The sequence below is a fragment of the Pseudescherichia vulneris NBRC 102420 genome (assembly GCF_000759795.1).
Classification (GTDB): domain Bacteria; phylum Pseudomonadota; class Gammaproteobacteria; order Enterobacterales; family Enterobacteriaceae; genus Pseudescherichia; species Pseudescherichia vulneris.
The window spans coordinates 1-23019 of the sequence record NZ_BBMZ01000006.1 but is presented as its reverse complement, the minus strand read 5'-3'; the positions used below and the strand labels follow the sequence as shown (position 1 = coordinate 23019).

Below are 23019 nucleotides of genomic sequence, written 5' to 3'. Positions count from 1 at the left end.
AAGAAAGGGGCCGAAGCCCCTCTGTTTTACCCGCGAGGCTTAAACGCCCAGTTCTTTGCGCTTATCGGCAATTTTCTGCTTGATGGTCTCAAGCTTCATATTGCCAGGGCGATCACCGAACAGCTCCTGATACTGCTGGCGCAGCGCATCAGCGTCCTGCTCGCCACCTTCGCCTTCAGGCTTTTTATCATTGCCGTTAGTGATGACAGTTGGTTCTGCTGGCTTAACATCCTGTTGGCCGCCACGCTTCTGATCCGCCTTTTTCTTGGCGGACTTCGCGGCATCGTTCAGCGGCTCCAGCGCGCTGCCTGGCTCGCCGTTGTACTCCACCTCTGCGCCTTCATCCAGCAGTTGGTTGCCGATGAAAGACAGGCGCGTGATGCGATAACGTGCTTTTTCCTGTGACATTTACGGCTCCTTAGCCAGTGATTTTGGAACGGATGCCGTAGTACTTATTGTTCCCGTCCACATCAAGATTGATGCCGGAAGTGAACGCGCCAGCGGTAAGCGGGCCGGTACCGACGGTATAGTTAAGGCGCAGATAACGCAGAACGCCCTGAGGCACTTTCTGTGAAACAATGCGCTTACCGGCTGTCAGTGCAGACAATGCCAGATCGCCAGAGCTTGCCAGAGTTACCCAGGTGGAGTTATCCGCGCTGGTTTGCAGGTTGACGTTGACCGTAGCGGCACCAGCAGCTGTTGCAGTGGTGTCGGCGCTGACGAACCATTCCAGCGGCTCGCCCACACCGATATCACGGACAGTGCCGTCAATCGGTCCCAGGTCGATTACATCAGTCGAAGCCGCAGAAGCTGTAACCGCCTGCTTCTCGGAGAGCATCAACAGTTTGTCGGTGATCATCTTTCTTTCTCCATACATGGGCCTTTCGGCCCATTAGTTAATGACAGGCGTTACACAACGCGGGATTCTGTTTCCAGGATCGCGTCAGTTTCACGGATCGGGATGCCACGGAAGGTGGTCCAGAATTCGCCTTCAGTCTCTTTCACGTTCAGCGCCAGGGACGCTTTATCCAGCGACTGCAGGTCCAGCGCCTGGGCAATGGTGCGGTTCATGTAGAACACAGGTTTGCCCATGCCACGGTTAGGAATGCGGTGCAGCGCTTTCACCATCAGGCTGACGATGTTGGCAGCATTCGCGGTGACCGACAGATCGCTCACATCGATGTTCGCGATACGTACAACGTAGCGCCAGTCACGCAGAGCCAGGCCGTTGTCCCACTTGTAGTGGGTGCGATAGCCTTCGTAGCGGCCGCCGTTAGCATCAAACAGCGTCTCCTGCCCTTTATTTTTCATCTGAAGACCAGCCTTCTGGCCTTTCGGGAAGATGCCGTGCACGGTGTTTTCGCCCCAGACCACCAGCCAGATAGAGGTGTTATCGGTGCCGGTACCGCCAGCATCAATGATGTTCTGGCCATTGCCAGCTGACTTGCTGGAGTAGCGGGACGACAGGCCCATAAACTGCTGCGGGTTAACGCTGGTATCACCGTAGAAGAGCGTCTGAGCCATCTGCTGATTCATGCCTTCGATGAATGCACGGTCTTCCGACAGGCGGAATTCAGCAGTGTTACCGTTCAGATCAGCCAGAGACTTATCAACTTCGGCGTAAGTTTCCAGCATGCCGACGGAGTCGGTAACCTGCACGGTGGTGGATTTGCTCGGTTGCACGCCATAGTTAAGCAAGCGCCAGGTCGCCTGCGGCAGGCCAGAACGAATAGTGGTACGGTGACCGGTAGGCAGGTTACCTTCGACGAACGGCATATCCATCAAAATCGGGTTGGTCTGCCCAAGCAGCTCAATGATTTTGTCGATCTTACCGTTTGGATCTACGCGCTTACCCCAGTCAGCCAGCGTCAGCGCAGTTAAGCCTTTAACAGCCATGGTTGTTTCCTCTCTTATTTGCCATAAAGCACTTCGGCAGCAGTACGCTGACCGCTTTCTTTGCCGGTCACCATGCCGTCTTCTGACATGGCTTTACCGACCTTCACGAACACTTTGATAAGCTCCGGGTGATTACCCAGGCCTGAAGCATTCAGGTATTCTTTGAGATCCGGCGTGCCGAAGGTCTCAAGCGCGCGCTGTGCTACGCCAATGTTGGCCGTGAGCTTGTCGCCACCGATCTCTTTGTCGGCCTTGACGTCGGCAGCCCACTGCTCAGTGGTCTTCTGCCAGGCTTCCGCCTGCTGCTTCTGAACCATTGGCAGGATCTGCGTGCCGTACAGGTCGACCATCTTCTGTGCCTGCTCGTTGGTCAGGTTCAGCTCGCGGGCAATAGGCTCAAACTGCTCCAGCGCAGTGGCGTCAAGCTCCTGACCTTCAGCAGCCTTAAACTCATATTTCTCCGGAGCGCCTTCCGGCTTTTTCTCTTCCTGCTTCTTCTCACCGTCCGGCTTTTCACCTTCAGGTTTTTCGCCTTCCGGCTTCTCCGGATCGGCAGCATGCTCAGCCGGTTCTGACGCTGGAGGCTCATTGCCTGCAGGCGTAGAGGGATCAGCCGCTGGCGCGGGAGCATCGCCACCGCCGCCGGAAGATTCAGGTGCTGGCGCTTCACTCATCAGCACTGACTGGAAAAACTTTCTGAACAATGCATTGCCCATGTTGGTACCTTTAAACGATGGTTAAGTTGGTCAGCGCGCCAGCGGCTACAGTGCTGGTCACTTTGCGGTTAGTGGTGCCGATAGACAGCAGTGCGTTGTTGGTCACCGGCACGGCGTTCTGCACCTGGCCGTTAATCAGCGGCGCAACGGTCGAGTCGAGCTTCAGCACCAGCACACCGTTGACGATCGAGATTTTGTGCGTTCCAGCAACCGCTACCCCTGCGTTGTTCTGCACCGTGATGGCGTCACCATCCGTCGTCAGCTTCTGATTGCTGTTTGGCGTGGTTGAGTCACCCATCACCATTGCCTGGAAGAAGTCGTACCCACCGCTGGCGTTATTGGTGTTCCGGATCTGCACAGCGCCATAAGGCTGCCAGCCCGCCTTCAACAGTGGTGGCACCATCGTTTCCAGCTCGGCGATGGATGAGGCACGCACAAATTTGATGTCGGTAATCGGCATCTACTTCTCCTCCTGGGTGTTGGCCTCATCGGCCATCTTCAGATACTGCTCAGGGCAGACAGCCATTACGCGGCTAAACAATGCCAGCGCCAGATTTCGCTGCCCTTCGTTGAATGCGGTCACAGCCGGATCGATAGCGAACGTGGAGCCGAAAACCTTTCCCTGCTCCAGCACTGCCCAGACGACGCGGCGGCCCTGCTCGGTGCCCATAACCTGCCGGATATCGTCAGCGTCACGCTCAGTGCGGATCTGCTGGAGCCTCACCTGCTCCGGGTTTGGCTGATCGTCGTCCCAGGTATCAGTCATTACTGGCCTCCTGCTGCGCCTGCCAGCGCGGTGAGCGCGCTAGGCTCGCTGGTCTGCGTCTCACTAAGAGTTTTCGCGCCCTGGGCTGCGGCCTGAGCCATTGCGGCGGCCTGCGCCTGCTGCTGCTGCTGAGCGCGTTGCTGGCGGATCTGGTCGACCTGCTCCTGTGGGAGGATGACGGTCGGCGACACGCCGGACATTTCCGCGTAGGAGTCGATAGCCTCGTCGATGTTGAGCTTGTCGAGCGCTTCCGGCTTGACCTGTGCCAGCTGGCCAATAAAGCCAACGGCCTGCGTCAGGCTGCTGAGTCCGATAGACTTCTGCGCCTGGGCCATCACGGAGATGTATTCGATGCGCAGCGGCATGCCCTGCATAACCTCTGGAGGCGGCGGGATCATGTTCTTGCGTACCATCAGGGAGAAAGCGCGATCGATGAGCGGGTTTAGTGCCTCGTCGTTAAGGCGCTCCAGCACCGGGCCGAGCATCAGGAGCTTCTCTTCCTTCATCTCGATGACTGCTTCCACCGGCATAGAGCGGGTGTTAATGCTCTGGAGCATCCGGAACAGGTCGACGAAGTAGCAGCGGTCGATGATCTGCCGGGTGTCCTGAATGTCGGCCAGCAGGCCGGACATGTCGGGATTAACCTGATACGCCGGACGGAAGCTGTCCTGCTGGGTCATCTGGTCGATGTAGGTGATATCGCCGGGCAGCAGTGATACGCGCTGATTTTTCAGTGAGGACGGGCCGACCATCGGCGGGTTGGTTACTTTATCGATGATCTGGCTTTTGCGCTTCTGCTCCAGCTGCAGGGCTTTGATTTGGCCCAGCGCGGTCATGCCGGGGCATTTGCTGCCGTAGACGTCCTCGCCGTTTACAGTCCAGCGTGGGGCGATAATGGGGAACTCGTCGAAGCCGGACTCACGCAGCAGCTTATCGCCGTCGCCGCCAACCTCGTAGTAAACGGATTTGTATGGCTTGTTCTTCGCATCCATGCGGCCGGTATCACGATCAACGTTCGGATAGACGGCGTGCATCACCTCTACCCACTGCTCGTAGTTCCCGGATTCCCACATGCTCTTAACGGACATGCTGACGTTATCCTTGCCGAACTGCATCACCAGCTGACGCACGGTCATGCTGAATTTGCGATAGCAGGTGTCGACGCTGCCGCGCGCGGAGTTAGCCAGGTGATAGCTTCCGATCGGGAACGGCACGGTACGGATAATGTCGTCGTCGTCTTCAAGAACGGCCATAGCGCCGGTGCTGTAGTTTCCCAGGCTGGAGTAGAGCAGTGGCAGAGACTGGTACAGGTTGCTCTTATTGAACATGTCGTTCATGCGATTCTGCACGGTCTCAAGCCACACCTTGACCGGTCCATAGTCCATCATGTCCGGATCAGGAGTCGCCAGGCGGAACCACGGGCGCGCCGGTGAAGTGATGCCGGACATCATGCCGCTGGAGAGCGTATCAGCTGCCAGAGAGGCGCTGGGGTCAACGATACGGGAGTTACGGCGGTCGTTGCGGTTGGCGTCACTGACGAGGAAACGGGATCCGCGTGGGTCGATGAACTCGCTCAGCTCGCGCCAGTGCGACACGAACGAAGACCGGTCGCTATCCAGCTGCGCAAACTGCTTCCCGAGTCTTTCTTTCAGTGATTCCGCCATCTGCAATCGCTCCGTTACTGGCCGAGCAGTGTCTTGCCGCTGGTATTAGCGGTGGAGGTATCACCCTGCGCACCGGTCAGCAGCGTGGAGTTGCGGCCTGATGCGGCGCGGCGGCGGCGGTTTTCCTCGTCGCGTGCGTCAACAACGGCGGCATCCTGCTCCTGCGGGGCGGCCTGAATCTCTGGGGCGGCGGCAACTTTTGGGGTCTTTGCAACGCACATGACATAACTCCGGCGGGCTTAAATTATTACCAATTTAACCACATAAGAATTATTTAGCGTAGGGTATTGACAGTTAGCGCCTCAATTATTACCTTTTAGGTAAATAAAACACGCATCAACGAATGACTCTTATGCCGGGTCGTTAAATGCAAACGGCGGTGTGTGTTTTATTTCGGTGTATGGCACATGCGCCGATAGCGGTCTGAAAGGTTCCCTTGGTATTTCATGCCCTGACAGGTAGCCGGAATGTGCAAGCCATCGTTTCATAGACACGAACCAGCGATTCACCATCGCGGCGATACGGTGTGACACCTCGGAAGAGACGAGGGCACAACGATGATGGCTTTCTGCACCATCCCTTTGCATTCCACATGAATGAATGCATCGGAGAGAGTCATCTTCGTTGTGGTGAATAAGGCATGTAAACCGGGAGGCTGCCGGTTTGCTTTGGGGCATCTGCGCAGAGTTGTCATGCCGAATAGACTGCGTACCACAACGACTACCGGGATAGATCGGGAGCCTGAAAGAATAAAGAGGCGGCTCTTTCAGGGTGATCCTGCCTAGTTGGTGAAGCTTCGTGTTTGCGAAACCATTCCAACCGCGCTGGCTGTAAGGTCAGCACACAACAGGAAAGAGCATTGTGCAGTACGCAGCAACCCTGAAGCATAGCGTGCGAAGTAGCTTACAGGGTGAGAACAGTGCTCCTTCCGTTGTGGTAATTGCGGCTATGCGCGCGTGACGAGCCAAACCCGTCCAGATGAATACGTTTCCGGGCAGTGTACGTCGCTGGAATTGGCTAATACCAGCAGGTGGAGGCACCACCGCCACAACCCAATCACTCCCGTGATGCTGTGTTATACCCGTAATCATTGCTTCCAGTTCGCCCGGTTCGCCGGGCTTTTTTTTAAGGTGATCACCATGAGCGAGTGTATCGAGTGGAAAAAGTACAGAAGTGAAGATGGATACGGAGTACGAAGCTATAAGGGAAAGGTAGTCAAGGCTCACCGTCTAGCTTACTGCCAGAGTAAGGGTATTGAGCTATCAGAAATTGACGGCCTTGTCGTGAGGCATAAGTGCGACAACCCACCCTGCATCAATCCAGAACACCTTGAAATCGGCACTCAACTCGACAACAACAGAGATAGGGCATCAAGAAATAGATCTGCACACCTGAATGGTGAGAAGAATGGCCGGGCAAAACTAACCAGCGAGCAGGTGGAAGAAATTCGACGTAGATATGTAAGAGGCTCAAAAGACAGCAACACCGTAACCCTGGCTAAAGAGTTCGGTGTTTGTCAGTCTCACGTTAGCGAGATCGTGAGAAAAATTACCTGGTGATTAATCGTAGGGGTTATATTCTGTGATCGCCCTTCCCTGCTGGCCCTGCTGCTGCCCAGGCACATACTGCTTCTTCACTACCGGGAAAGCGTAGGTCAGCACGTACGCGTCGGCGTTGTTGGGCGAGCGGCCCAGCGTCTCTTTGACCTCATCCTTGTCCTGCAAAATCTTCCGGCTGTCTTTGAGCCTGACCTTGTACTCCGGCGCGCTGAGCTCGTCAGCTAAGTCCTGACTGTCCAGCTGCGCGCCCAGCTTCAGCGCATCGCGGGCTGATTTGTACATCTCGCCGCGTTTGTTTCCCATCTCGGGATCGGCAGTGCCACCACCGAACTGTATCAGCGTCCAGTTCCGGCCCCAGTTGTCACCGACAGATTTCAGGCCGGTGCCGTAGCCGTAGTCAATGAATACCGCGTCAGCGCGATGAAGGTCTTCAAAGTCGGCGATCACCTTGGCAAACCACACATCGTCCGTGGTGCGCGGGTACTCTCCCAGCTTGCGGCAATGCAGCCCCTGACGCAGGTAGATAACCGCCGGGTCTTTACCCTGGTGCGACGGGTCGACGCCGATGACCGTGGCCGCGTGCTGTACCTGGTCGGGCGTGATGACCCTGCCCACCGCCGGGCCCGTGAGGCCGGAAGGAATAAACTGGTTCTCCGACGCATCGGGGAAGATCCCCCGCACACGCACCTTAACGAAGTCCGAATCCTCGCCGTAGTCCTCGACCCACTTCTGGAGCTGCTCTTTGTTGGTGCCTTCGACGGTGCGCGAGTCAATCTGCTTGGCCTTCCAGCGGTGCCGGTACTTGCGGAAACACTCGCGGAATCGACCGGTGTTACGCGTCGGGTTACCGAACGCCACCCAGATAATCTCCGTGTCCTCATCGGTCAGCGCCCCCTCGGCTACCTCCCACACCAGATCCGCGATGTTGGAGGCTTCATCGAACACGACGATGATACGCTTGCGCTCGTTGTGCAGGCCCGCAAACGCTTCGGTGTTGTGTTCAGACCACGGAATGGCGTCGGCCCGCCAGCGCTTGTCATGGCCCGGATCGTTGCTGTACATCGCCGTCGCGGTGGTGGTAAACCACTCTTTCGTGATGGACAGATTCGACCACTTGATGATTTCCGGCCAGGTCTTGGTACGCAGCTGGTTGTCGGTGTTGGCGGTGACCACCACCTTGCAGTCCTCGCAGGTGGCCATGCCCCAGTTGATGAGCATCGATATGAAAGCGCTGTTATGCGTAACGACATAATCCCGAGCCAGGAAAAGGCCACCATCAACCTCAAAGCAAATTCCTGGCCCTTCCGCTGCTGGCTCAATACTTTCAATCCACTTTGTGGTGTACCGCTTTTCGGCGGCCACTAACTGCTTTTGCTTCCTGTTTATTCTGAATAACTGCGTCTCGCCGTCCCATGTAATATGCGTAGACCAACTGCCAGCAAATTTATTCGGCTTAAACTTTTCGTTTCTTGCACGCAGACCAAGTGAACGCGCGATCTCGATCACGTCACAGGTGAGCTGCCTTGATGCAGAAGCAAAAGCCGCACCACCACAACCTTTTTCAACCCAACCATCCGTGTCGAGCAAGCCCTGAAGAACGTTCAATCGATGCTCAGACTCAATGTAGCGTCGATCTACGCTGGCGTTATATGTGGTACAGCCAAAAAGCCCGGCATTAATCAAATCCACCTTGAGGCCGATAGCGGTTCTGGTTATCCCATTTAAGCGTGTTAAGTAGGAGATATTTTCCCACACTTCAGAATCAATATTGGTAATCCTACCACTGGCCTTGTCGCCATCGCCAAGCCATACACCGTATGTATACGGATCAACAGGTAGAAATTTTTGAGGATAAATAACACGTGGAGAAGTAGGGATTTCCCATTGCCGCGCCATAGTTCGGCCATTTCTGCGCTTCACGCCACGCTCGAGAATGTCGATCGTCTCAAGAACATCCCATGATTGCGATCCTGTTCTGCGTGAATTTCTCCCTCTCACCTTCCACAGATGACCTGAAGATACGTCTACAGAAGTGCCGTCAGAGAATGTCACACGATAAAACGGGCATGATTCATAGAACTTGGTACCAATTACTTTAACGGACTCCCCATTTTCACCGAATAGCAGATCACCAGGCCTAACATCAGACACGCATCGCACCCCTAAAGGAGTTGGCAATATATCGTCAGGACGTAGCGCTTTACCAATGCCATGACCTGATGCACGGGCTATCAGGCAAGGTTCGTGCCTCGTTTCAGGATTTTGAAGATGATCTCTGATCTCTGCGAACGCTTCTGCTTGCCATGCCCTGGGGCCTTTTGCATGTCCGAGTTCCGTCCCCTGCTCTCCCCATGGGAATGAGTACATAGCAAAGCTTAGAGGATCGTGAGTAAATTCAGCAATGTCCTCTATCAGCTGCTCTTCAAAAGAAATTTCCTGTTTAGCTGTCATTCGGAACCACCAGACTGTTTCTTAACGCGGTCACGGGCCCTGGCCATGCGATCGGCAATCGTGACGGTGCCGGAGACCTCGACACGCTCCTTGAACGCATTCACATCGACATGCTTACCGATCAGCTCCAGGTTCTTGACCTTGTCAGGCCACTTAATCGACTTCAGGACGCCGATAATCTTTTTCTCGTCGCCCTTACCCTCGAACAACTCGGCCACCTTCACGCCTGACAGGAACTGACGCCAAGCCTTCGGCCATGTACTCAGCGGCTTGAGGCTCAGGTCATCGTCCATGATATCGCCTAGGTCAAGCTCGTCTATTTCCTTCAGCCTCATTAGCACGTAGTCAGCCGATATACGGGATCGCTTATTACGTTCCTCCATCAGCTCGGCTATTCGTTTCTGGATGCGTTCATCACGCATCATCACGCTGGCTTTGGCCGCTGCCGTATTGGGCGAAAACCCTGCATCAATGGCCGCCTGACGCTGGTTTTCCGGCATTCTGACGTATGACTGGCAGTAAGCCTCCATCATTGCAGAGATGGGCTTAAACTGCGTTGATTTGCGTTTGTGAGGTTTGGGCGTCGCGGCCATTGTTACCACCTGAGTAATAATTACCAATATGGTAATACTATCACGCAAAATAAAGCCGCCATAGTCGGCGGCATTTGCAATTGATTAACGTAAATCGTGACATGTCACACCGTTAATTTCAGGTTATGCCAGCCGCTGGTCGCCCAGCACTGCGAATCACCCTGGCACGGGCAACTGTCGACCGGCAGCTTATCGCCGCACTTACCGCACTGGCTGCCTGCCATCTTAGCCACCTGCTCTTTAAGGCTGGCGTCGTCCTGACGGATCAGCAGCGCGATGTACTCGTTGAGTTCGTACGGATCGCGACCGGGCCGACGGGCGGCGCAGTTGCGCGCCACCATGTCCAGTTCCTGCTTGTCGAGCATCAGCTCCATCTTGCGTCCACCGGCAGCGGCCTGGCGGGCACGCTGCGCTGCTTTGCGCTCGGCTGGGGATTTAGGCACGAATAGCACCCCACACCAGGTTGATTAATGACTCCCAGGCAATGTAAACCCTGACTCCAGCAGCAAGGCCAAAGCCGATGACCATTGCGTAAAGTAAAGCGTCACACTTTGACATCACTTCAGCCCTCCAGCTTTTGCCTTTCGCAAGGCGCCAGAAACAATCCGCTCCGCACTAAAGTCAGTAAGCTCCATCTTTCCGTGCTTCACAATCTTAAGCAGGTGATTTGCGATAGCCGGAAGCATAACCTCCGGATCATTCGGGTCGAGACCTGCTTCTTCAGCATTTTCTGGGTAAAACATGAAGTTTCTGATGCAGAGATTACCGCTTCCGTCCGTTGTGACGGTGCCAAACTTTTTCACCTTCATTGCTCACCCTCCTGCTTCTGCGCTGCAGCCATAGCTGCTATGCGCTCAATGTCCCCTGCAGCCCTTCTGCAATCGCTTGCTGCTGTTGGCTGACCAAGCCGGTCGTAGTACATAGCCCACCACCTGACGATGATCGCACTATCTTCCAGGGTTTGCCCTTCCTGACTCCTGTATTGGTAATCGAGGCGTTCGGCGCTCATAAGCTCTCCTGCTTCGGTGCGGCAGCTAGCATGGCTCGCCATATCCGCTTGCGGTTTTCATGGTGTGAACACTTCTGCCCACCGTGATGCTTGCTGCATCCATCTGCTGATAACATGCTCCATGTCGGATCAATCGGCACAATTACCCAACAATCCGGAACCGCCGGAGAGTTGAGTTGTTCGGCATTACCGAACAACTGAGGCGAGGCATACTCCATCGCCTCCACAAATAGGAGCTGAATTTTTGCGATTAGCTGGGCGTCCCCGCCGATGTGCTCCTGCCTGATCAGCCCCATCACCTCGCGTGCCAAGTCGAGCGCCTTGCTGTCGAATTCGCTCATGACTGGCCTCCGTTGCTTGCTGGTTGCTTGGCGTGTGTTTGATTGAGAGCGGCGGCGCGGCAGGCTAATGCTTCAGCCCGGTTGTTAGCCTCCTGTGGCGTAGCGCCATAGACGCGTGCTAATACCTCTTCAGAATCCTCGCCTATGCGAAGTTGTACCCACCAATCACCCAGGCCGGGGTATTCATCCTGGTTCATAGTGGGCAGTCGACCTACTCGGACGTCACCGATATCCGGCGCTGGCGGCGCGGCGTATAGCGGCGTAGCCCTGTTTAGATACTCATCCACTTTAGGATCATGGGCATGTAGCAAGGTGTAACCACCAACCATATACGCTACAGGCTCCTGCTTATCCCGCTCCCGGCGCTCCAGCAGTTCACGGGCCATTTTTTCAATATCACCAGTAGAGACTGTATAATTTCTGCCTGACGCTACTGCTTCCAGCCTTTCTTTGCTCATTGTCATGGGTTAGTCCTTCCGGCGCGGCGCACCGCGATATTCTGGCTGAGGATTGTGCTTGGGTTTTGCGATCAGGTTTTCCAACAATGCGCTCCATGTAGCGCGGTTATTGCGAAGCCAGCGGCCATCATCAGTGTCGAAGAATCCAGGCTTAACGGCATGGCTTAGAGGCTCAGCCACATCACAGGGAACCGCTACTGTATCGCAGCCATTGTTGTAATAGCCAAGTTGCGACATAACCTGACTTTCGGTGTAACGCCCCGCGCTTTCAACGCGCCCGCGGTAACCAGAGTCATTAGCAGCCCAAAGGACGATGTATGGGTTTCCCCGATCCGTGTGGTTGACGCTCAAAACGAAATACTCACGCTCCATGCTCATTCCCCCTCAATCTTCAGGCTGGCGGATGCCATGGCGACACGGGACTGAATGTCTGCTTTCGCAACGGCTTCCCACTTATTGCCATGCTCGAGATAAAGACTGAGGAACCAGTAGATAACAGCCGCCTGTTCATGCTCTGCTTTACGCCGTATATCGTCGCCACCCTTGCGCATCAATTCTGCCAAATGCGCGCACGTGAAATTAGGACGGCCTAGGATAGCTATCAGGTCATCGCTCAGCGGTGGTAGTTTCACCTCCCGCGCCTCCAGCTCAGCGATCCGCCGCTTATCAGCATCACGCTCTGCCAGCAGTAGTTTCATAACATCAGCCGCGCTCTGGCACTGAGCTACGATGCTCACATCACAACCGGTATCGCAGCCGTTCTCGTCTTCGAAGCGAAGCTCTACCGTGTCGCCATCTATGTCTTCAGGAGCATATCCAGCGATGTTTTCCAGGATATTAATATTGCTCTCAGCCGCCTGTTTCAGCGCTGCGTATTTGTCGCTCATACAGCCTCCCCGTTGCGCAGCTGGGCGGCGAATGAGTTAGCAATATCAACAGCCTCAATCAATCCGATCTGCTCATCCTGGTAACAGGTTTTAATTGCGCTTTCGATTTTTTGTTTTGTTAATTCGGCACCGACCGCACGCTGCTCGCGCTGCCAGGCGTCGGTAGTGGGGGTCGTTATTGACTCCATAATGGCCACCATTCCCGCAAGAAGTTGCTCGTCATCATTGGCACCGGTTAACGCCGCGTTCTCGGCAGCCTGGTCGCCAATGTCTGCTGCTGCCAACCAGTGTGCGGGAGTTTTCAGCGCTGCATTCTCCGCCGCCAGCTCCGCGCACCTGGCTTCCAGTGAGGCAAACTTAGCGGCAACAGACTTTGTACCGTCTTCGCCGCAGACCTTGAACATAGTTTTTTCCCAGGCAAGCACATCGGCATGTTCGTCATCACGCTTCTTTGCCATCTCACGCAGCGCCGCGGCAGTGATATCCAGCTGCGCGGTCAGGCGCTGCACCAGCGATGCCTCGTCGATCATGCTGTGCTGGTTTCCCAGCAGCACGACCAGCTCATGCCCGGCCTTGACTAACTCTTTGGTTTTGCTTTCCATCTTTACCCCTTGTTACCCGTATAAGCTGTTGATTTAATTGATATGAAAAAGGATCTTCATTTCAGCCCTGCGCCGTATCTGGCTATCAGGAGAGCGTCGGCGATAGCCTGGCCCTTGGCTTTTGCATCCAGTGCCCGCAGTTCCGGGTACAGCTGAATAGCCCGGCTGCGCGCTGCATCCTTATCGCTGCCAATCAGCCCGGCGGACTTCTTCCAGGCCTGCGGCGTCACCAGCGTGTAAGGGATGTTCAGCCCCTGAAGTATTCCCTCGATGACGCCAGCGGCGTGCCCGAAGGTGAACATGCTGGCGGTGCCCTGGCCGGGCATAGCTCCGACCTGCTCCAGGTATGCGTGCCCGATCTGGTAATCCCTGAGCCAGGCGGCCACTGCTGCGCCGTTTACCCTGGACTTGGTCCCGACCTTGATGGTTGGCATGTTCAGGTGATCGATGTAGCTACCCATGGAACCCATGAGCACCAGCGCACCACTGCAACCGGGGTCAATCCCTACACACATCGTCATATTTACCTCACTGGTAATAATTACCTTACAGGTAACAATTTGCAAGTAAAAAAATGCGCTTCCGCGCTCGTTAAGCCAGATTCGGTCTGGTTGTTACCGTCAGCCCCAAAAACCCGGTGGGATCTCGCTATCTGGTTCCGATACAGCCATGATATCCCGTCGTTCCGGTTTGCTTGTTTTCGACCTTACCGTTTTAACGCTCTGTACGAGCTTCTGCTGCCATTGCGTGTGATGGTATGCCTTACCCTCGGCTTGCCAGTAAGAAACGAACTGAGCCAGCTCCTGCTTCGTTATTTCGCCTGTCAGCGATATGCCCCACAGTGAAGCTTGCCGGAGGATGTCCGGATCCGGTTTCCATCCTTCGTGCATGGTGAACTTTCCGATAGCACCCAGGCCCCCTGGTGGGACGTAGCCGTCGAGTACCGAATTGTTCGCGCCGGGATCGTGTTCTCCTTCTCCACCATCAATGTTATCCACATGCGGATTATCCACAGATGGCTTAGAGTGGGGTTTATCTTTTAGATCTTCTCTTCTCTTCTCTTCTCTGGTCTGCTTTTTGTCCGCATCAGAAGCGGACATTTTGCGGACGTTTCTCTTCCTGTCTGCATCCTGTGCGCGGCGCTTCGCTGACTGCCCGTTATGGGCCTCAAAGCGCGGCATTACTAGGTTGCTGTCGTTTTCTTCGAGCCAGCCAACGGCAATCATCGCCCGTGCAAATCCGGGAAATCCGATCAAGTCGTCGAGCGTGTCTGCGTCATATCCTTCGAGTAAACCATCCACAGAATGGACGTCGAAAAGACACCATGCGGAATGTAGTCCGCCAACTATCCGAAGCCTGTCCGCTTTCAATGCGGACGCCATGCGGACAACTTTCGGATGCGTGTGCAGGTCAGCACGCATTTTTATCCAGTCACCGGCCATCAGATCACCTCCATATAAGCGCGAATGAATGCGGCAGCGGCGTATACGTTTATGGCGTTTCCGTAGCCTCTGAGCCTGCCGACTCGGTTACGGCCTGCCAGTGCTCGTGGTGAGGACTTACCGTGTCCCATGCCTTTGGGAAACCCATCAACCAGCGGGAATGTGCCGGGTTCAACTGGACGCCATTTTCCATCCCGACAAAAGAGCCAGTCTGCATCACGCCAAAAACCGTTAACCTCAAGGGGCCGCAGGTGTATGCCTGCCTCGGCAACTGATCCATCCTGTCCCGGCCTTCCCGCTGCGCAGTCATGCCCGCCGTGTCCTTCCAGTCTCGGGTGGTTGGAGTTGTCCAGCCCGCTAACTTCACTGCGCCCGCGATATTCTGTAACCCCCGGGGTGTTTCCGGCTGAGGATTCACGTTGCAAGTGGGCGTCGGCCAGTGTGTCAGAGCGGCAGCCATTGAGAACGGCATTCCTCCCTGGGCGTAGCGTTTCTCTCTTACCGTGGCTTCGGTTGTAGGCGTCGGCCACCCAGTAAGCTCGCTCCCGGATGTGCGGCGCACCGATGCCCGCTGACGTAAACGGGACAAGCCCGAAGGCGTAGTCCATTCTTTCCATGTCTGACTGTACAAGGTCGAACCAGACGTTTGCGTTACCAGCTGCAACCTGCTCGCCAAAGACCGCGACAGGCTTTCGCTCGCCGATGAGCCAGGCAAAATCTGGCCAGAGGTGGCGCGCGTCATCAAACCCATCGCCTTTGCCTGCCGAGGAGAAAGGCTGGCACGGGCAGGAGCCGGTCCACACTGGTTTATCGTCGGGCCATCCGGCAACGCGCAGGGCGTGAGACCATCCTCCGATCCCGGCGAAAAAGTGGCACTGGGTAAATCCTCGCAGGTCGTCAGGTGCGACATCTTCAATACTCCTTTCGTCAACTTCACCCGGCGCGATGTGACCGCCGGCGATTAGATTCCGCAACCACTGGGCGGCGTATGGATCGAACTCGTTGTAGTACGCGGCGGGCTTCATGCTGCCCCCTGGGCTGCCCTGAGCGCTTCGGAGAACTCGTTACGGTGTTTGTTGGCGCTTTCCAGCGCGCACTGCACGCACGTACCGTTAAGCACGTAGCGCGGGGAATGGTGGCCATGCCGACAAGGCTTGCCGGTGTTGTATTTGTTCAGGCCGTCTTTGGCGGCCTGCATACGGGTGATGATTTGCACGTTGGCGACCTCACTTTTTGCTATTGATATCGGCTATTTTCGACTCACAGCGAAAAAAGATCAACCATAAATGGATATTTATTACCTTAACGGTACGAATAGATATGAAAAGACCGCCAGGCGGCGGTCGGAGGTGAGATCAGGAGTAGAAAAAGGTGACTAACTCGGGCTTGGTGCGTACCCATTTACGGGCGCGTGATGCCTTGTAAAGCCCGTCCATCACGCGTTTGCCGGGCATCTTACGCTTTCCGGTCAGGTGCGTCTGGATGTAATGGGCGGTGGTTCCGGCCTCTACTGCAAACCGCTCGCGCTCATCCGGCGTCAGAGCCAGCCAGGCCTTTTTAAAATCAAACTGTGCGTTCTCGCTCATAGCTATTGCCTGATATTTATTTCAGATAATAAATATTCACCCAATCGGTAATAAAAATCAAGGAATGTTACCTGAAAGGTTCATTTACCTCTGGGGTAAATGCGCGATAATGAGAATCATCAAATCATTCATATAAGAGAAAATTTTCCTGCAATGAAAAGCATCCATGATATTCGTCGCGACAATTTAAAAGACCTGATCGACCGTGAGTTTAACGGCGTGCAGTCTCGCCTGGCGGAAAGAATGGGAACTGAGCCTAACCTGGTCAGCCGCTGGACGTCGGGAAAGAAGAATATTGGTGATGCGTCAGCACGCAAGATAGAAGCCGTCGGCAACAAGCCACGCAACTGGCTGGACGTGGATCACTACCTGGCGCTACAGGCTGATGTGCGCGATACCGTCGACACGTCAGAGATCGGCCTGGTGGCAGCGCATAACCTGAAATTATGGATGGGCCAGAACCGCGAGCTGTCATCGCAGCAGCGCGTAGCAGATGCCTCAGGCGTCAGCCAGGCGAGCATTAACCGCATGCTGCGTAACGAGGTGAGCATCACCATTGCCAATCTCGAAGCCATCGCCCGGGCGTTCGGTCGCCGGGCCTACGAAATGCTGATCCCCCCTGGTGACGCAACCGTCATCAACTATGACCGCCCTCGCTACGCATTGTTACCTGAAGGTGAGAAAGCTAAGATCGAATCATACGTTGATTTTGTGATAGTGCAGAGCGCAAGAATCGCCGAATAATTTCATATAAATCAAACAATAGCCCGCCATGTGCGGGTTTTTTTGCGCCTAAAATATTACCTTTCGGGTAATTTTTTATGTTCATAGCTATTGACTACCAATCACATATGGATAATTATTACCTCACTGGTAACGCACTTGAGGAGCACAGCAGCATGAAAACAGCTCATTACTATGCCAGCCGCGGCACTAAGTTCCTGGTGATCGGGGTAGACGGCAAGGTTACAGGCGAGCGCTACGAAGTTAGCGGTAAGCCTGAGGCGCGTAAGCTGGCTAAAGAGCTTTCCGCCAAAGCCTGGAATTTCTGAGTTAGCGCCCCGGAAACGGGGCTTATCACGGCACCAATTGTTACCAAAATGGTAAACACAAGGAGCGAAAAATGCAGTGGAGAATCATTAACGGTTGGCACTGTGTAACCCTCTCCGGGCTGATGAGCTGGAAGTTCCGCTCCCTCGGCGAAGCAGTCACCTGGGCTTTCACTACCAAAGAAGCCCGCAGCGTGGATGCACAGTGGAAACCAGAGTAACCGCAATGTGGCGCGGTAAGCAGTACACGGTCACAAGACTGGCATGCGGGTATCTGTGGCGCATGTCATCAACAACTAACCCGCTCAACGGTCAGACGCTGAATTACGACCAGATGATAAACGCGGGAATACCAACGGGGTATGAAGATGAAAGTTCAACAGCAAATGAAGCTTAAGGCGCTGATGCCGATCTTTGAACGCGATTACCGTCTGGCCGAGCAGCTGCACGATCGCCAGGTCGAGCTGCAGGAAACTCTGAAAACCGAGTACATCCTGCCCGCGTTCGACAACCTCCTGCGTGCCGGTGTGAGCCCTGAGATCCTCAATGTCGCTATGGAAAGCGTCGAGTTTGAAGAAACCCTGGCTGCATTCATCAGCGAACTGACCGGCATTGTCGGGCGTTGGGAAATGGCCGACAAGCTCGATAAAGAAGGTGACCACGATTGTGGAATGACGCTGCGCGACAAGCTGGCAGTTAACGCCATGCAGGGGCTGCTGCCGTCAGGTAACTATCAGGGGCCAATCCCACGCAGGGCCTACGAATTAGCTGATGAAATGATCATTGCCCGTGAGGCGTCATGATGCAGAACGTTGGCCAGCTTAATCGTGCCAAATATCTCGGCGGCAGTGATGTCGCCGGGATCCTCGGCATCAGTCCTTGGCGAACCCCTCTAGAGGTATATCTCGACAAGATTCAGCCACGTGAAAAGACTATCGATTTGAGCAAGCAGAAGGTTTTCACCCGCGGACAGCGCATGGAGCCATACGTTATCGATCTGCTGGCTGAAGAGACAGGACTGGAGATCATCCATCGCGGTAACCGTTACATCCACCGCGACTACGGCTTTATCGCTGCGGAAATCGATGCAGAGGCTGCCAGCGGTGAAAACATCGAGATTAAAACTGTCAGCCCATTCAAGGCTAAGGAGTGGGGTGAGGTGCAAACGGATGAAATCCCGGTGCACTACACCGCTCAGGCCATGCACGGAATGATGGTGACAGGTAAGCAGGTATGTGTGTTCGGCGTTCTCATAGGTGGTGATGACTTCCGTATCTACCGTGTCGAGCGTGACGAAGAAACCATACAAGCCATCCTGGAAAAAGAAATCGCCTTCTGGGATCGCGTAGTAAACCTCAATCCGCCAGATGCAACCAGCGTCAGTGACATCTACATGATGTTCGATAAGGACGCCGGAACCAGCATTGAGGCTGATGGAAAGGCATTAACGCTCTTTAACGATCTGCGTGACATGAAATCACGCTTTAAAGAACTGGAAGAAGAAATCGCTGTATCGGAAGAGAAGCTGAAGCTCTACATGCAAGAGCATTCAGTCCTGACACTGGATGGCAAGCCGATCTGTACATGGAAAACGCAGGTCAGTAATCGATTCGATCAGCAGGCCTTTCAGGTAGCACACCCAGGGCTGTTCGAGAAATTTAAAACTGCGTCTAAATCGCGCGTATTCAGATTGAAGTAAGGAGAAAAAATGTCTACCAACGCACTCAAAGCTGCGGCTATTGGCCAGCAAGTAACCAAACATGGTGAAAAGCCAACCACACTGGCTGGGCTTCTCGCTGATCCAAAAATTAAGGCTCAAATGGCCCTGGCTCTTCCAAAGCATATGACCGCAGATCGTCTGGCGCGCATTGCAACCACCGAGATCCGCAAGGTTCCAAAACTGGCAGCATGTGACCAGGCAAGCTTCCTCGGCGCAATAATGCAGTGCGCTCAGCTCGGCCTTGAACCTGGTGGCGCGCTTGGTCATGCATACCTGATTCCGTTCGATAAGCGCCAGAAGGTAAACGGCAACTGGAAAACCGTATCTACTGAAGCACAGCTCATTATCGGCTACCGCGGCATGATCGACCTCGCCCGCCGGTCAGGTCAGATCCTGAGTATTTCAGCACGCACTGTCCACGTTAACGACAAATTCAGCTACGCATACGGACTCGAAGAAACCCTCGACCACGTGCCGAGCGAAAGCGGTGATCGTGGCGAGTTAACTCATGTCTACGCCGTAGCGCGCCTTAAAGATGGCGGTGTGCAATTTGAGGTTATGAGCCGTGCTGATGTTGAAAAAGTTCGTGCGTTGAGCAAGGCAGGAAGCAGCGGCCCGTGGGTAGATCACTTCGATGAAATGGCGAAGAAAACCGTAATCCGCCGCCTGTTCAAGTATCTCCCTGTCTCCATTGAGATGCAGCGCGCCGTGGTAATCGACGAGAAAGGAGAAGCAGGAGTCAGTCAGGATAACGCGGCTGTTATTACAGGTGAATATTCGGTGGTTGATGAAGATGCCCCGGATGACGAAGCCGTGGACGGAAAGCAGGAAGATGCCCGTGCTTACATTGAGGCTCTTTTTAATAGCCTCGATACCTCTTCCCCTGATGCAAAGGCTTTGTTTGAAAAAATTGAGCAGGAGATAAAGGAACAAGAAAACACCCTTGGACACGAATTATTTTCCGGCTTCATGACGACGCTGAATGATCTGCGCCCTGAATTCAAATAACCACCGCGCGGCGCAGAACGCGCCGCACCACCTCAACGAGGAGTATCTATGAAAACTGCATTAAGCAAGAAGCAGGTGCTGGAGATGGTTCCGCTGTCGTGGAGCACCATCGATCGCCTGGAGCAGGCAGGAAAGTTTCCGCCGCGTTTTTACATCACCGACCGCCGCTGCGCGTGGAACGGCGATCAGATCGAGGAGTGGCTCGACAAGCGCCAGGCCAACAGCCCGGCAGAATTTACCGGAAAAAAGCCGCCAGTTGAGCAGCGCGTTTTCCGCCCCGTTAGCTCCGCTGCTGCGTGAGGTGCGCATCATGGCTAAGTCCCGTCTCGAAAAGCACCACGAAGAGAAAGTGTTAGCCCGGCCAGCGCCGGGCACGCCGGTGGCGGTAACCCCGGCAGCGATGGAGATCGAAAAGCTGGCTATCGCTCGTGAGGAGCGTGGCCAGTACCGCGTAGCGGCCAATCTCTGGCTGAAATGCATGGACAAAGCGCGTGGAGAGGTGGAGCGCTCCCGGATCGCCATGCGCCGCCAGCGCTGCATTGGTTTCAGCAACGGGCTGCGCCGTGGTGATTACAGCGGTATCAGCGCAGGCTGCGAGTGCGGGGTGATCTATGACTAACACCACCGATAACATCAGGGTCGGCAGCGTCACCCTGGTCTATTCCGTTAACCGCCGGGGCTGGATAGCTCCGCGCGGCAAGGTAATCAAAAACCCGCTGAAGGCGCAGCGCCTGGCGGAAGAACTTAACAGCAGGAAGGTAGCGTCATGAGCGATAAATACACCCTTATCTACGCTGACCCGCCCTGGGCGTACCGCGACAAGGCCGCCGACGGCGACCGCGGCGCTGGCTTCAAGTACCCGGTAATGGGAGTGCAGGATATCTGCCGCCTGCCTGTGTGGGATTTGGCTGCTGAAAACTGTCTGCTGGCCATGTGGTGGGTACCGACGCAGCCGGTAGAAGCGCTGAAGGTTGTCGAGGCATGGGGCTTTCGCCTGATGACCATGAAGGGCTTCACCTGGAATAAATGCGGCAGCCGGCAGCTCGAGAAACTGGTGATGGGCATGGGCCATATGACGCGCGCCAACAGCGAAGATTGCCTCTTTGCCATAAAGGGAAAGCTACCTGAGCGCATGGATGCCGGGATCGTTCAGTCGTTCACTGCGCCGCGCCTGGCACACTCACAGAAGCCGGATTACGTGCGGGAGAAACTGGTGCAGCTGCTTGGCGATGTGCCGCGTATAGAGCTGTTTGCCCGCCAGTCCTCCCACGGTTTCGACGTGTGGGGAAACCAGTGTTCATCCCCGGCGGTGAGCCTGCTGCCCGGCATTGCTGAGTTCATCAAAAACCAGAAGGAGCAGGCAGCATGAAGCTCGATGAGATCCATAACGTTGCAGTGTTCTTCAGCATGGGCGGTAAAACCCTGGCGCTGCGCATGACGCCAGAGCAGAAGAAAATCGTAGCCCTTTTTGCGCTTAATTCCGCTGTTGATACCGCTAAGCTTATCCCGGTTCCACACATGACGTTACCAGCAGATCCAGAAATGCAGGAGGCGCTATGACAGACCATCAGATCGCCGCCTGGTGCATTGGTTACGGCGTACTGCTGGCGCTTGTATGCGTCAGCCAGTGGCTCAATCTGCGCTGGCGGGAGGTGCGCCGTGACGCGAAGTGATATCGAGCGCTACGAACGTGAAAGCGTGATGCGCGCCCTGGGCAATCATCGCGGCCCTGGTGATGACGGCGCGCAGCAGCTCATCCGTAGCAGTGAGCGCCGCCGGGCGGCGCAGCCATCAGGTAAGAAGGTGAAGCAACGGGCGTGATTAATCACCTTTCTCCATCCACCTCTCATACTTAGCCGGAGAGAATGGCACCAGATCGGTGTGCTCCCCGGCTATCCACATGTCGATCATGTCGGCCCACTGCTGAAGCATATAAGTACGGCCATCTGCATACTCAGCCTTGTTATAAACAGCCCGCACGCCGCGCTGTTCATGGGCCAGCGCCTTTTCAATCCAGTCAGACGGGAAGCCAGCCTCATGCAGCAGGGTGCTGCCGGTGCGCCTCAGATCGTGTACCGTCATCGGCTCCAGTACGTCGCCATCTTCATTGGCCTGCGCTACTGCCCGGTCGATCACTGAGTTAAGAGCTGCATTAGACAACGGCTTGCTCGCGCTGAAACGCCCTGGCACCAGATACTCACTGCCACCAGCGCACATCTGCAGAGCAACCATAATATCTTGCGCCTGCCTGGGCAGATAGATAACGTGGTCACGCGATGCCTTCATCCTCCCGGCCGGAATCGACCATGTTGATTTGCGGAAATCGATCTCCTTCCAGGTGGCGAGAGTAAACTCGCTTTTCCTGACCATGGTGATCAGCACCAGCTTAACGGCAAGCTTCAGGGTTGGCATTGTGCCTACATCATCCAGCGCGCGGAATAGGACGCCGATATCTTCCGGGCTAAGGCTTCTTTCCTTGGGCTTGAACGTGGCGATAGCAGAGGGGTTTATAGCCACCGCAGGATTAAAGAAGCCGTGACCGCGATCGTTAGCATGACGATAAACACTATTTATTATCTGCCTGACCTGTATTGCCGTAGCACGCCCGCCGCGGCCGACGATCTTATCGCAGAGGTCTCGCACCATGCCGGTGTTGATCTCTGTCATCATTTTGTTGCCCAGTGCCGGAAGGATATCCCGGTCAATGACTGATTGTTTCATCTGCCTGGTGCTGTCCGCCAGGGTCACGTACTTCATGTAAGCGTCGGTATGAGCGGCGAACGTCTCTTCTCCGCGTATACGTCTGATACCGTCGCGTTTCGCCGCAGCTGGCGACTGGCCTGACTTCAGGAGCTTTTTGGCAGCGATTAATTCCTCTCTCGCTTCCGCCAGGCTGATACCGTCACGGCCATACTGCCCGATCACCAGCGTCTCTCTTCTCCCATTGATTCGGTAATCGTACCGGAACGAGACACTACCTGACGTGAGAACGGCTACATAGAGTCCGTCACGGTCTGAGACCTTATAGATTTTGTCCTGCGGTTTGAGGTTTTTTAGTTTGGTATCGGTAAGCACATTTCACCCGGGTGCGATGATAAAAAATGACGGGATGAGCATATACCTTTGGGGTAATACCGTCACGTATACCGGCGAAAAATGTGAGGTAGAGTGAATAGATATGAGTAGTTATAAACAAAAAACCCTCTTAAAAACAGAGGGTTGAATTTAGTTTTGAATAGATATGAGTAGCTATAACCTAGCTATTCATCATT

Annotated in this window: 36 protein-coding genes and 3 pseudogenes; 13 read left to right on the top strand and 26 right to left on the bottom strand. The window is 54.9% G+C overall.

Annotated features, from left to right (window positions below; translation table 11 throughout):
• Nucleotides 1–39: 39 nt before the first annotated feature.
• The 8 genes from EV102420_RS03965 to EV102420_RS03930 are packed head-to-tail and all read right to left on the bottom strand — an operon-like array spanning nt 40 to nt 5263.
• Nucleotides 40–408: a hypothetical protein gene (locus EV102420_RS03965; protein ID WP_042389209.1), complete on the bottom strand. Its 369-nt coding sequence runs from the start codon at nt 406–408 to the stop codon at nt 40–42.
• A 10-nt stretch (nt 409–418) separates the two neighbouring features.
• Nucleotides 419–859 carry a Bbp16 family capsid cement protein gene (locus EV102420_RS03960; protein WP_042389206.1) on the bottom strand — a complete coding sequence of 147 codons (441 nt, stop codon included), beginning with the start codon at nt 857–859 and terminating at the stop codon, nt 419–421.
• Between the two features lie 50 nt (nt 860–909).
• A complete protein-coding gene (locus EV102420_RS03955) occupies nt 910–1896 on the bottom strand; it encodes a major capsid protein (protein ID WP_042389204.1) in 987 nt (328 codons plus the stop codon).
• Between the two features lie 14 nt (nt 1897–1910).
• Nucleotides 1911–2612, bottom strand: coding sequence for a peptidase (locus EV102420_RS03950; RefSeq protein WP_255211648.1), 702 nt, complete (start codon nt 2610–2612; stop codon nt 1911–1913).
• A gap of 10 nt (nt 2613–2622) precedes the next feature.
• Nucleotides 2623–3072, bottom strand: coding sequence for a DUF1737 domain-containing protein (locus EV102420_RS03945; RefSeq protein WP_042389194.1), 450 nt, complete (start codon nt 3070–3072; stop codon nt 2623–2625).
• Nucleotides 3073–3378, bottom strand: a complete 306-nt coding sequence (locus tag EV102420_RS03940; RefSeq protein WP_042389192.1) for a Bbp19 family protein — start codon at nt 3376–3378, stop codon at nt 3073–3075.
• Complete coding sequence (locus EV102420_RS03935; protein ID WP_042389189.1) at nt 3378–5042, bottom strand: portal protein; 1665 nt, start codon at nt 5040–5042, stop codon at nt 3378–3380. The genes EV102420_RS03940 and EV102420_RS03935 overlap by 1 nt, the downstream gene beginning before the upstream one ends.
• A 14-nt stretch (nt 5043–5056) precedes the next feature.
• Nucleotides 5057–5263 carry a hypothetical protein gene (locus EV102420_RS03930; protein WP_042389186.1) on the bottom strand — a complete coding sequence of 69 codons (207 nt, stop codon included), beginning with the start codon at nt 5261–5263 and terminating at the stop codon, nt 5057–5059.
• Nucleotides 5264–6181: 918 nt separating this feature from the next.
• Here EV102420_RS03930 and EV102420_RS03925 point away from each other — a divergent pair.
• Nucleotides 6182–6601, top strand: a complete 420-nt coding sequence (locus EV102420_RS03925) for an HNH endonuclease (protein WP_042389268.1) — start codon at nt 6182–6184, stop codon at nt 6599–6601.
• On the opposite strand, the pseudogene EV102420_RS22615 reads toward EV102420_RS03925, so the two are convergent.
• The 17 genes and pseudogenes from EV102420_RS22615 to EV102420_RS03845 all read right to left on the bottom strand — a co-directional run.
• Nucleotides 6602–7834: pseudogene (locus EV102420_RS22615) on the bottom strand (terminase); the annotation flags it as partial. It abuts the gene before it with no gap.
• Between the two features lie 195 nt (nt 7835–8029).
• Nucleotides 8030–8497: pseudogene (locus tag EV102420_RS22830) on the bottom strand (LAGLIDADG family homing endonuclease); the annotation flags it as partial.
• A gap of 300 nt (nt 8498–8797) precedes the next feature.
• Nucleotides 8798–9052, bottom strand: a pseudogene (locus tag EV102420_RS22605) (terminase); the annotation flags it as partial.
• Nucleotides 9049–9726, bottom strand: coding sequence for a terminase small subunit (locus EV102420_RS03915; RefSeq protein WP_255211649.1), 678 nt, complete (start codon nt 9724–9726; stop codon nt 9049–9051). The pseudogene EV102420_RS22605 and the gene EV102420_RS03915, both read right to left, overlap by 4 nt.
• Before the next feature lie 23 nt (nt 9727–9749).
• A complete protein-coding gene (locus EV102420_RS03910) occupies nt 9750–10088 on the bottom strand; it encodes a hypothetical protein (protein WP_042389182.1) in 339 nt (112 codons plus the stop codon).
• 114 nt (nt 10089–10202) lie between these two features.
• Nucleotides 10203–10454: a hypothetical protein gene (locus EV102420_RS03900; protein WP_042389178.1), complete on the bottom strand. Its 252-nt coding sequence runs from the start codon at nt 10452–10454 to the stop codon at nt 10203–10205.
• Nucleotides 10451–10654 (bottom strand): hypothetical protein, encoded by a 204-nt coding sequence (locus tag EV102420_RS03895; RefSeq protein ID WP_042389176.1) that lies wholly within the window; start codon nt 10652–10654, stop codon nt 10451–10453. Before EV102420_RS03895 ends, EV102420_RS03900 begins: the two co-directional genes overlap by 4 nt.
• Nucleotides 10651–10995: a hypothetical protein gene (locus EV102420_RS20815; RefSeq protein ID WP_052512319.1), complete on the bottom strand. Its 345-nt coding sequence runs from the start codon at nt 10993–10995 to the stop codon at nt 10651–10653. The genes EV102420_RS03895 and EV102420_RS20815 overlap by 4 nt, the downstream gene beginning before the upstream one ends.
• Complete coding sequence (locus EV102420_RS03885) at nt 10992–11459, bottom strand: hypothetical protein (RefSeq protein ID WP_042389174.1); 468 nt, start codon at nt 11457–11459, stop codon at nt 10992–10994. Before EV102420_RS03885 ends, EV102420_RS20815 begins: the two co-directional genes overlap by 4 nt.
• 3 nt (nt 11460–11462) lie before the next feature.
• A complete protein-coding gene (locus tag EV102420_RS03880) occupies nt 11463–11825 on the bottom strand; it encodes a hypothetical protein (protein WP_052512318.1) in 363 nt (120 codons plus the stop codon).
• A gap of 2 nt (nt 11826–11827) precedes the next feature.
• Entirely contained in the window at nt 11828–12340 is a 513-nt protein-coding gene (locus EV102420_RS20810; protein WP_052512317.1) for a hypothetical protein, read from the bottom strand.
• Complete coding sequence (locus EV102420_RS03870) at nt 12337–12942, bottom strand: hypothetical protein (RefSeq protein ID WP_042389173.1); 606 nt, start codon at nt 12940–12942, stop codon at nt 12337–12339. The genes EV102420_RS20810 and EV102420_RS03870 overlap by 4 nt, the downstream gene beginning before the upstream one ends.
• 56 nt (nt 12943–12998) lie before the next feature.
• On the bottom strand, nt 12999–13463 hold the full coding sequence (locus tag EV102420_RS03865; RefSeq protein WP_042389170.1) for a RuvC family protein: 465 nt from the start codon (nt 13461–13463) through the stop codon (nt 12999–13001).
• A gap of 99 nt (nt 13464–13562) precedes the next feature.
• Nucleotides 13563–14384 carry a DnaT-like ssDNA-binding domain-containing protein gene (locus tag EV102420_RS03860; protein WP_042389166.1) on the bottom strand — a complete coding sequence of 274 codons (822 nt, stop codon included), beginning with the start codon at nt 14382–14384 and terminating at the stop codon, nt 13563–13565.
• The gene (locus EV102420_RS03855; protein ID WP_042389164.1) at nt 14384–15409 is read right to left on the bottom strand and encodes a DNA cytosine methyltransferase; all 1026 of its coding nucleotides are present in this window, start codon (nt 15407–15409) and stop codon (nt 14384–14386) included. The genes EV102420_RS03860 and EV102420_RS03855 overlap by 1 nt, the downstream gene beginning before the upstream one ends.
• Nucleotides 15406–15600 (bottom strand): hypothetical protein, encoded by a 195-nt coding sequence (locus tag EV102420_RS03850; protein ID WP_042389160.1) that lies wholly within the window; start codon nt 15598–15600, stop codon nt 15406–15408. The genes EV102420_RS03855 and EV102420_RS03850 overlap by 4 nt, the downstream gene beginning before the upstream one ends.
• Before the next feature lie 139 nt (nt 15601–15739).
• Entirely contained in the window at nt 15740–15970 is a 231-nt protein-coding gene (locus tag EV102420_RS03845) for a hypothetical protein (protein WP_042389156.1), read from the bottom strand.
• 153 nt (nt 15971–16123) lie between these two features.
• Here EV102420_RS03845 and EV102420_RS03840 point away from each other — a divergent pair, with 153 nt between their 5' ends.
• The 12 genes from EV102420_RS03840 to EV102420_RS22460 all read left to right on the top strand — a co-directional run bounded on the left by EV102420_RS03840 (nt 16124) and on the right by EV102420_RS22460 (nt 21568).
• Nucleotides 16124–16714, top strand: a complete 591-nt coding sequence (locus EV102420_RS03840; RefSeq protein WP_042389154.1) for a helix-turn-helix domain-containing protein — start codon at nt 16124–16126, stop codon at nt 16712–16714.
• A 155-nt stretch (nt 16715–16869) separates the two neighbouring features.
• Nucleotides 16870–17022: a hypothetical protein gene (locus EV102420_RS22470; protein WP_165570649.1), complete on the top strand. Its 153-nt coding sequence runs from the start codon at nt 16870–16872 to the stop codon at nt 17020–17022.
• 71 nt (nt 17023–17093) lie between these two features.
• A complete protein-coding gene (locus EV102420_RS22465) occupies nt 17094–17240 on the top strand; it encodes a hypothetical protein (protein ID WP_165570648.1) in 147 nt (48 codons plus the stop codon).
• Nucleotides 17241–17381: 141 nt separating this feature from the next.
• Complete coding sequence (locus EV102420_RS22600; protein ID WP_174435471.1) at nt 17382–17822, top strand: hypothetical protein; 441 nt, start codon at nt 17382–17384, stop codon at nt 17820–17822.
• Entirely contained in the window at nt 17819–18718 is a 900-nt protein-coding gene (locus EV102420_RS03830; RefSeq protein ID WP_042389152.1) for a YqaJ viral recombinase family nuclease, read from the top strand. Before EV102420_RS22600 ends, EV102420_RS03830 begins: the two co-directional genes overlap by 4 nt.
• Nucleotides 18719–18727: 9 nt before the next feature.
• The gene (gene recT / locus EV102420_RS03825; protein WP_042389149.1) at nt 18728–19747 is read left to right on the top strand and encodes a recombination protein RecT; all 1020 of its coding nucleotides are present in this window, start codon (nt 18728–18730) and stop codon (nt 19745–19747) included.
• 48 nt (nt 19748–19795) lie between these two features.
• Nucleotides 19796–20047: a helix-turn-helix transcriptional regulator gene (locus tag EV102420_RS03820; protein WP_042389146.1), complete on the top strand. Its 252-nt coding sequence runs from the start codon at nt 19796–19798 to the stop codon at nt 20045–20047.
• Nucleotides 20048–20057: 10 nt separating this feature from the next.
• A complete protein-coding gene (locus EV102420_RS03815) occupies nt 20058–20366 on the top strand; it encodes a PerC family transcriptional regulator (RefSeq protein ID WP_042389145.1) in 309 nt (102 codons plus the stop codon).
• Nucleotides 20359–20517: a DUF1317 family protein gene (locus tag EV102420_RS21075; protein ID WP_072015183.1), complete on the top strand. Its 159-nt coding sequence runs from the start codon at nt 20359–20361 to the stop codon at nt 20515–20517. The genes EV102420_RS03815 and EV102420_RS21075 overlap by 8 nt, the downstream gene beginning before the upstream one ends.
• Nucleotides 20514–21116 carry an MT-A70 family methyltransferase gene (locus tag EV102420_RS03810; RefSeq protein ID WP_042389142.1) on the top strand — a complete coding sequence of 201 codons (603 nt, stop codon included), beginning with the start codon at nt 20514–20516 and terminating at the stop codon, nt 21114–21116. The genes EV102420_RS21075 and EV102420_RS03810 overlap by 4 nt, the downstream gene beginning before the upstream one ends.
• Nucleotides 21113–21307, top strand: a complete 195-nt coding sequence (locus EV102420_RS03805) for a hypothetical protein (RefSeq protein WP_042389139.1) — start codon at nt 21113–21115, stop codon at nt 21305–21307. The genes EV102420_RS03810 and EV102420_RS03805 overlap by 4 nt, the downstream gene beginning before the upstream one ends.
• 99 nt (nt 21308–21406) lie before the next feature.
• Nucleotides 21407–21568 (top strand): hypothetical protein, encoded by a 162-nt coding sequence (locus EV102420_RS22460; RefSeq protein ID WP_165570647.1) that lies wholly within the window; start codon nt 21407–21409, stop codon nt 21566–21568.
• Here the strand turns inward: EV102420_RS22460 and EV102420_RS03800 are convergent, their stop codons facing one another.
• Nucleotides 21569–22822: a tyrosine-type recombinase/integrase gene (locus EV102420_RS03800; protein WP_042389136.1), complete on the bottom strand. Its 1254-nt coding sequence runs from the start codon at nt 22820–22822 to the stop codon at nt 21569–21571.
• Nucleotides 22823–23019: the final 197 nt, after the last annotated feature.

What these genes read in the sequence shown, in the direction of transcription:
- EV102420_RS03860 (WP_042389166.1), bottom strand. Translation starts at nt 14,384, where the DNA reads ATGGCCGGTGACTGGATAAAAATGCGTGCTGACCTGCACACGCATCCG.
- EV102420_RS03930 (WP_042389186.1), bottom strand. Translation starts at nt 5,263, where the DNA reads ATGTGCGTTGCAAAGACCCCAAAAGTTGCCGCCGCCCCAGAGATTCAG.
- EV102420_RS03865 (WP_042389170.1), bottom strand. Translation starts at nt 13,463, where the DNA reads ATGACGATGTGTGTAGGGATTGACCCCGGTTGCAGTGGTGCGCTGGTG.
- EV102420_RS20810 (WP_052512317.1), bottom strand. Translation starts at nt 12,340, where the DNA reads ATGAGCGACAAATACGCAGCGCTGAAACAGGCGGCTGAGAGCAATATT.
- recT (WP_042389149.1), top strand. Translation starts at nt 18,728, where the DNA reads ATGTCTACCAACGCACTCAAAGCTGCGGCTATTGGCCAGCAAGTAACC.
- EV102420_RS03815 (WP_042389145.1), top strand. Translation starts at nt 20,058, where the DNA reads ATGGCTAAGTCCCGTCTCGAAAAGCACCACGAAGAGAAAGTGTTAGCC.
- EV102420_RS03960 (WP_042389206.1), bottom strand. Translation starts at nt 859, where the DNA reads ATGATCACCGACAAACTGTTGATGCTCTCCGAGAAGCAGGCGGTTACA.
- EV102420_RS03830 (WP_042389152.1), top strand. Translation starts at nt 17,819, where the DNA reads ATGATGCAGAACGTTGGCCAGCTTAATCGTGCCAAATATCTCGGCGGC.
- EV102420_RS03805 (WP_042389139.1), top strand. Translation starts at nt 21,113, where the DNA reads ATGAAGCTCGATGAGATCCATAACGTTGCAGTGTTCTTCAGCATGGGC.
- EV102420_RS22600 (WP_174435471.1), top strand. Translation starts at nt 17,382, where the DNA reads ATGAAGATGAAAGTTCAACAGCAAATGAAGCTTAAGGCGCTGATGCCG.
- EV102420_RS03820 (WP_042389146.1), top strand. Translation starts at nt 19,796, where the DNA reads ATGAAAACTGCATTAAGCAAGAAGCAGGTGCTGGAGATGGTTCCGCTG.
- EV102420_RS03925 (WP_042389268.1), top strand. Translation starts at nt 6,182, where the DNA reads ATGAGCGAGTGTATCGAGTGGAAAAAGTACAGAAGTGAAGATGGATAC.
- EV102420_RS03955 (WP_042389204.1), bottom strand. Translation starts at nt 1,896, where the DNA reads ATGGCTGTTAAAGGCTTAACTGCGCTGACGCTGGCTGACTGGGGTAAG.
- EV102420_RS03965 (WP_042389209.1), bottom strand. Translation starts at nt 408, where the DNA reads ATGTCACAGGAAAAAGCACGTTATCGCATCACGCGCCTGTCTTTCATC.
- EV102420_RS03895 (WP_042389176.1), bottom strand. Translation starts at nt 10,654, where the DNA reads ATGAGCGCCGAACGCCTCGATTACCAATACAGGAGTCAGGAAGGGCAA.
- EV102420_RS03935 (WP_042389189.1), bottom strand. Translation starts at nt 5,042, where the DNA reads ATGGCGGAATCACTGAAAGAAAGACTCGGGAAGCAGTTTGCGCAGCTG.
- EV102420_RS22470 (WP_165570649.1), top strand. Translation starts at nt 16,870, where the DNA reads ATGAAAACAGCTCATTACTATGCCAGCCGCGGCACTAAGTTCCTGGTG.
- EV102420_RS03940 (WP_042389192.1), bottom strand. Translation starts at nt 3,378, where the DNA reads ATGACTGATACCTGGGACGACGATCAGCCAAACCCGGAGCAGGTGAGG.
- EV102420_RS03950 (WP_255211648.1), bottom strand. Translation starts at nt 2,612, where the DNA reads ATGGGCAATGCATTGTTCAGAAAGTTTTTCCAGTCAGTGCTGATGAGT.
- EV102420_RS03855 (WP_042389164.1), bottom strand. Translation starts at nt 15,409, where the DNA reads ATGAAGCCCGCCGCGTACTACAACGAGTTCGATCCATACGCCGCCCAG.
- EV102420_RS22465 (WP_165570648.1), top strand. Translation starts at nt 17,094, where the DNA reads ATGCAGTGGAGAATCATTAACGGTTGGCACTGTGTAACCCTCTCCGGG.
- EV102420_RS03900 (WP_042389178.1), bottom strand. Translation starts at nt 10,454, where the DNA reads ATGAAGGTGAAAAAGTTTGGCACCGTCACAACGGACGGAAGCGGTAAT.
- EV102420_RS03870 (WP_042389173.1), bottom strand. Translation starts at nt 12,942, where the DNA reads ATGGAAAGCAAAACCAAAGAGTTAGTCAAGGCCGGGCATGAGCTGGTC.
- EV102420_RS03945 (WP_042389194.1), bottom strand. Translation starts at nt 3,072, where the DNA reads ATGCCGATTACCGACATCAAATTTGTGCGTGCCTCATCCATCGCCGAG.
- EV102420_RS03880 (WP_052512318.1), bottom strand. Translation starts at nt 11,825, where the DNA reads ATGGAGCGTGAGTATTTCGTTTTGAGCGTCAACCACACGGATCGGGGA.
- EV102420_RS03845 (WP_042389156.1), bottom strand. Translation starts at nt 15,970, where the DNA reads ATGAGCGAGAACGCACAGTTTGATTTTAAAAAGGCCTGGCTGGCTCTG.
- EV102420_RS03840 (WP_042389154.1), top strand. Translation starts at nt 16,124, where the DNA reads ATGAAAAGCATCCATGATATTCGTCGCGACAATTTAAAAGACCTGATC.
- EV102420_RS03885 (WP_042389174.1), bottom strand. Translation starts at nt 11,459, where the DNA reads ATGACAATGAGCAAAGAAAGGCTGGAAGCAGTAGCGTCAGGCAGAAAT.
- EV102420_RS21075 (WP_072015183.1), top strand. Translation starts at nt 20,359, where the DNA reads ATGACTAACACCACCGATAACATCAGGGTCGGCAGCGTCACCCTGGTC.
- EV102420_RS03810 (WP_042389142.1), top strand. Translation starts at nt 20,514, where the DNA reads ATGAGCGATAAATACACCCTTATCTACGCTGACCCGCCCTGGGCGTAC.
- EV102420_RS20815 (WP_052512319.1), bottom strand. Translation starts at nt 10,995, where the DNA reads ATGAGCGAATTCGACAGCAAGGCGCTCGACTTGGCACGCGAGGTGATG.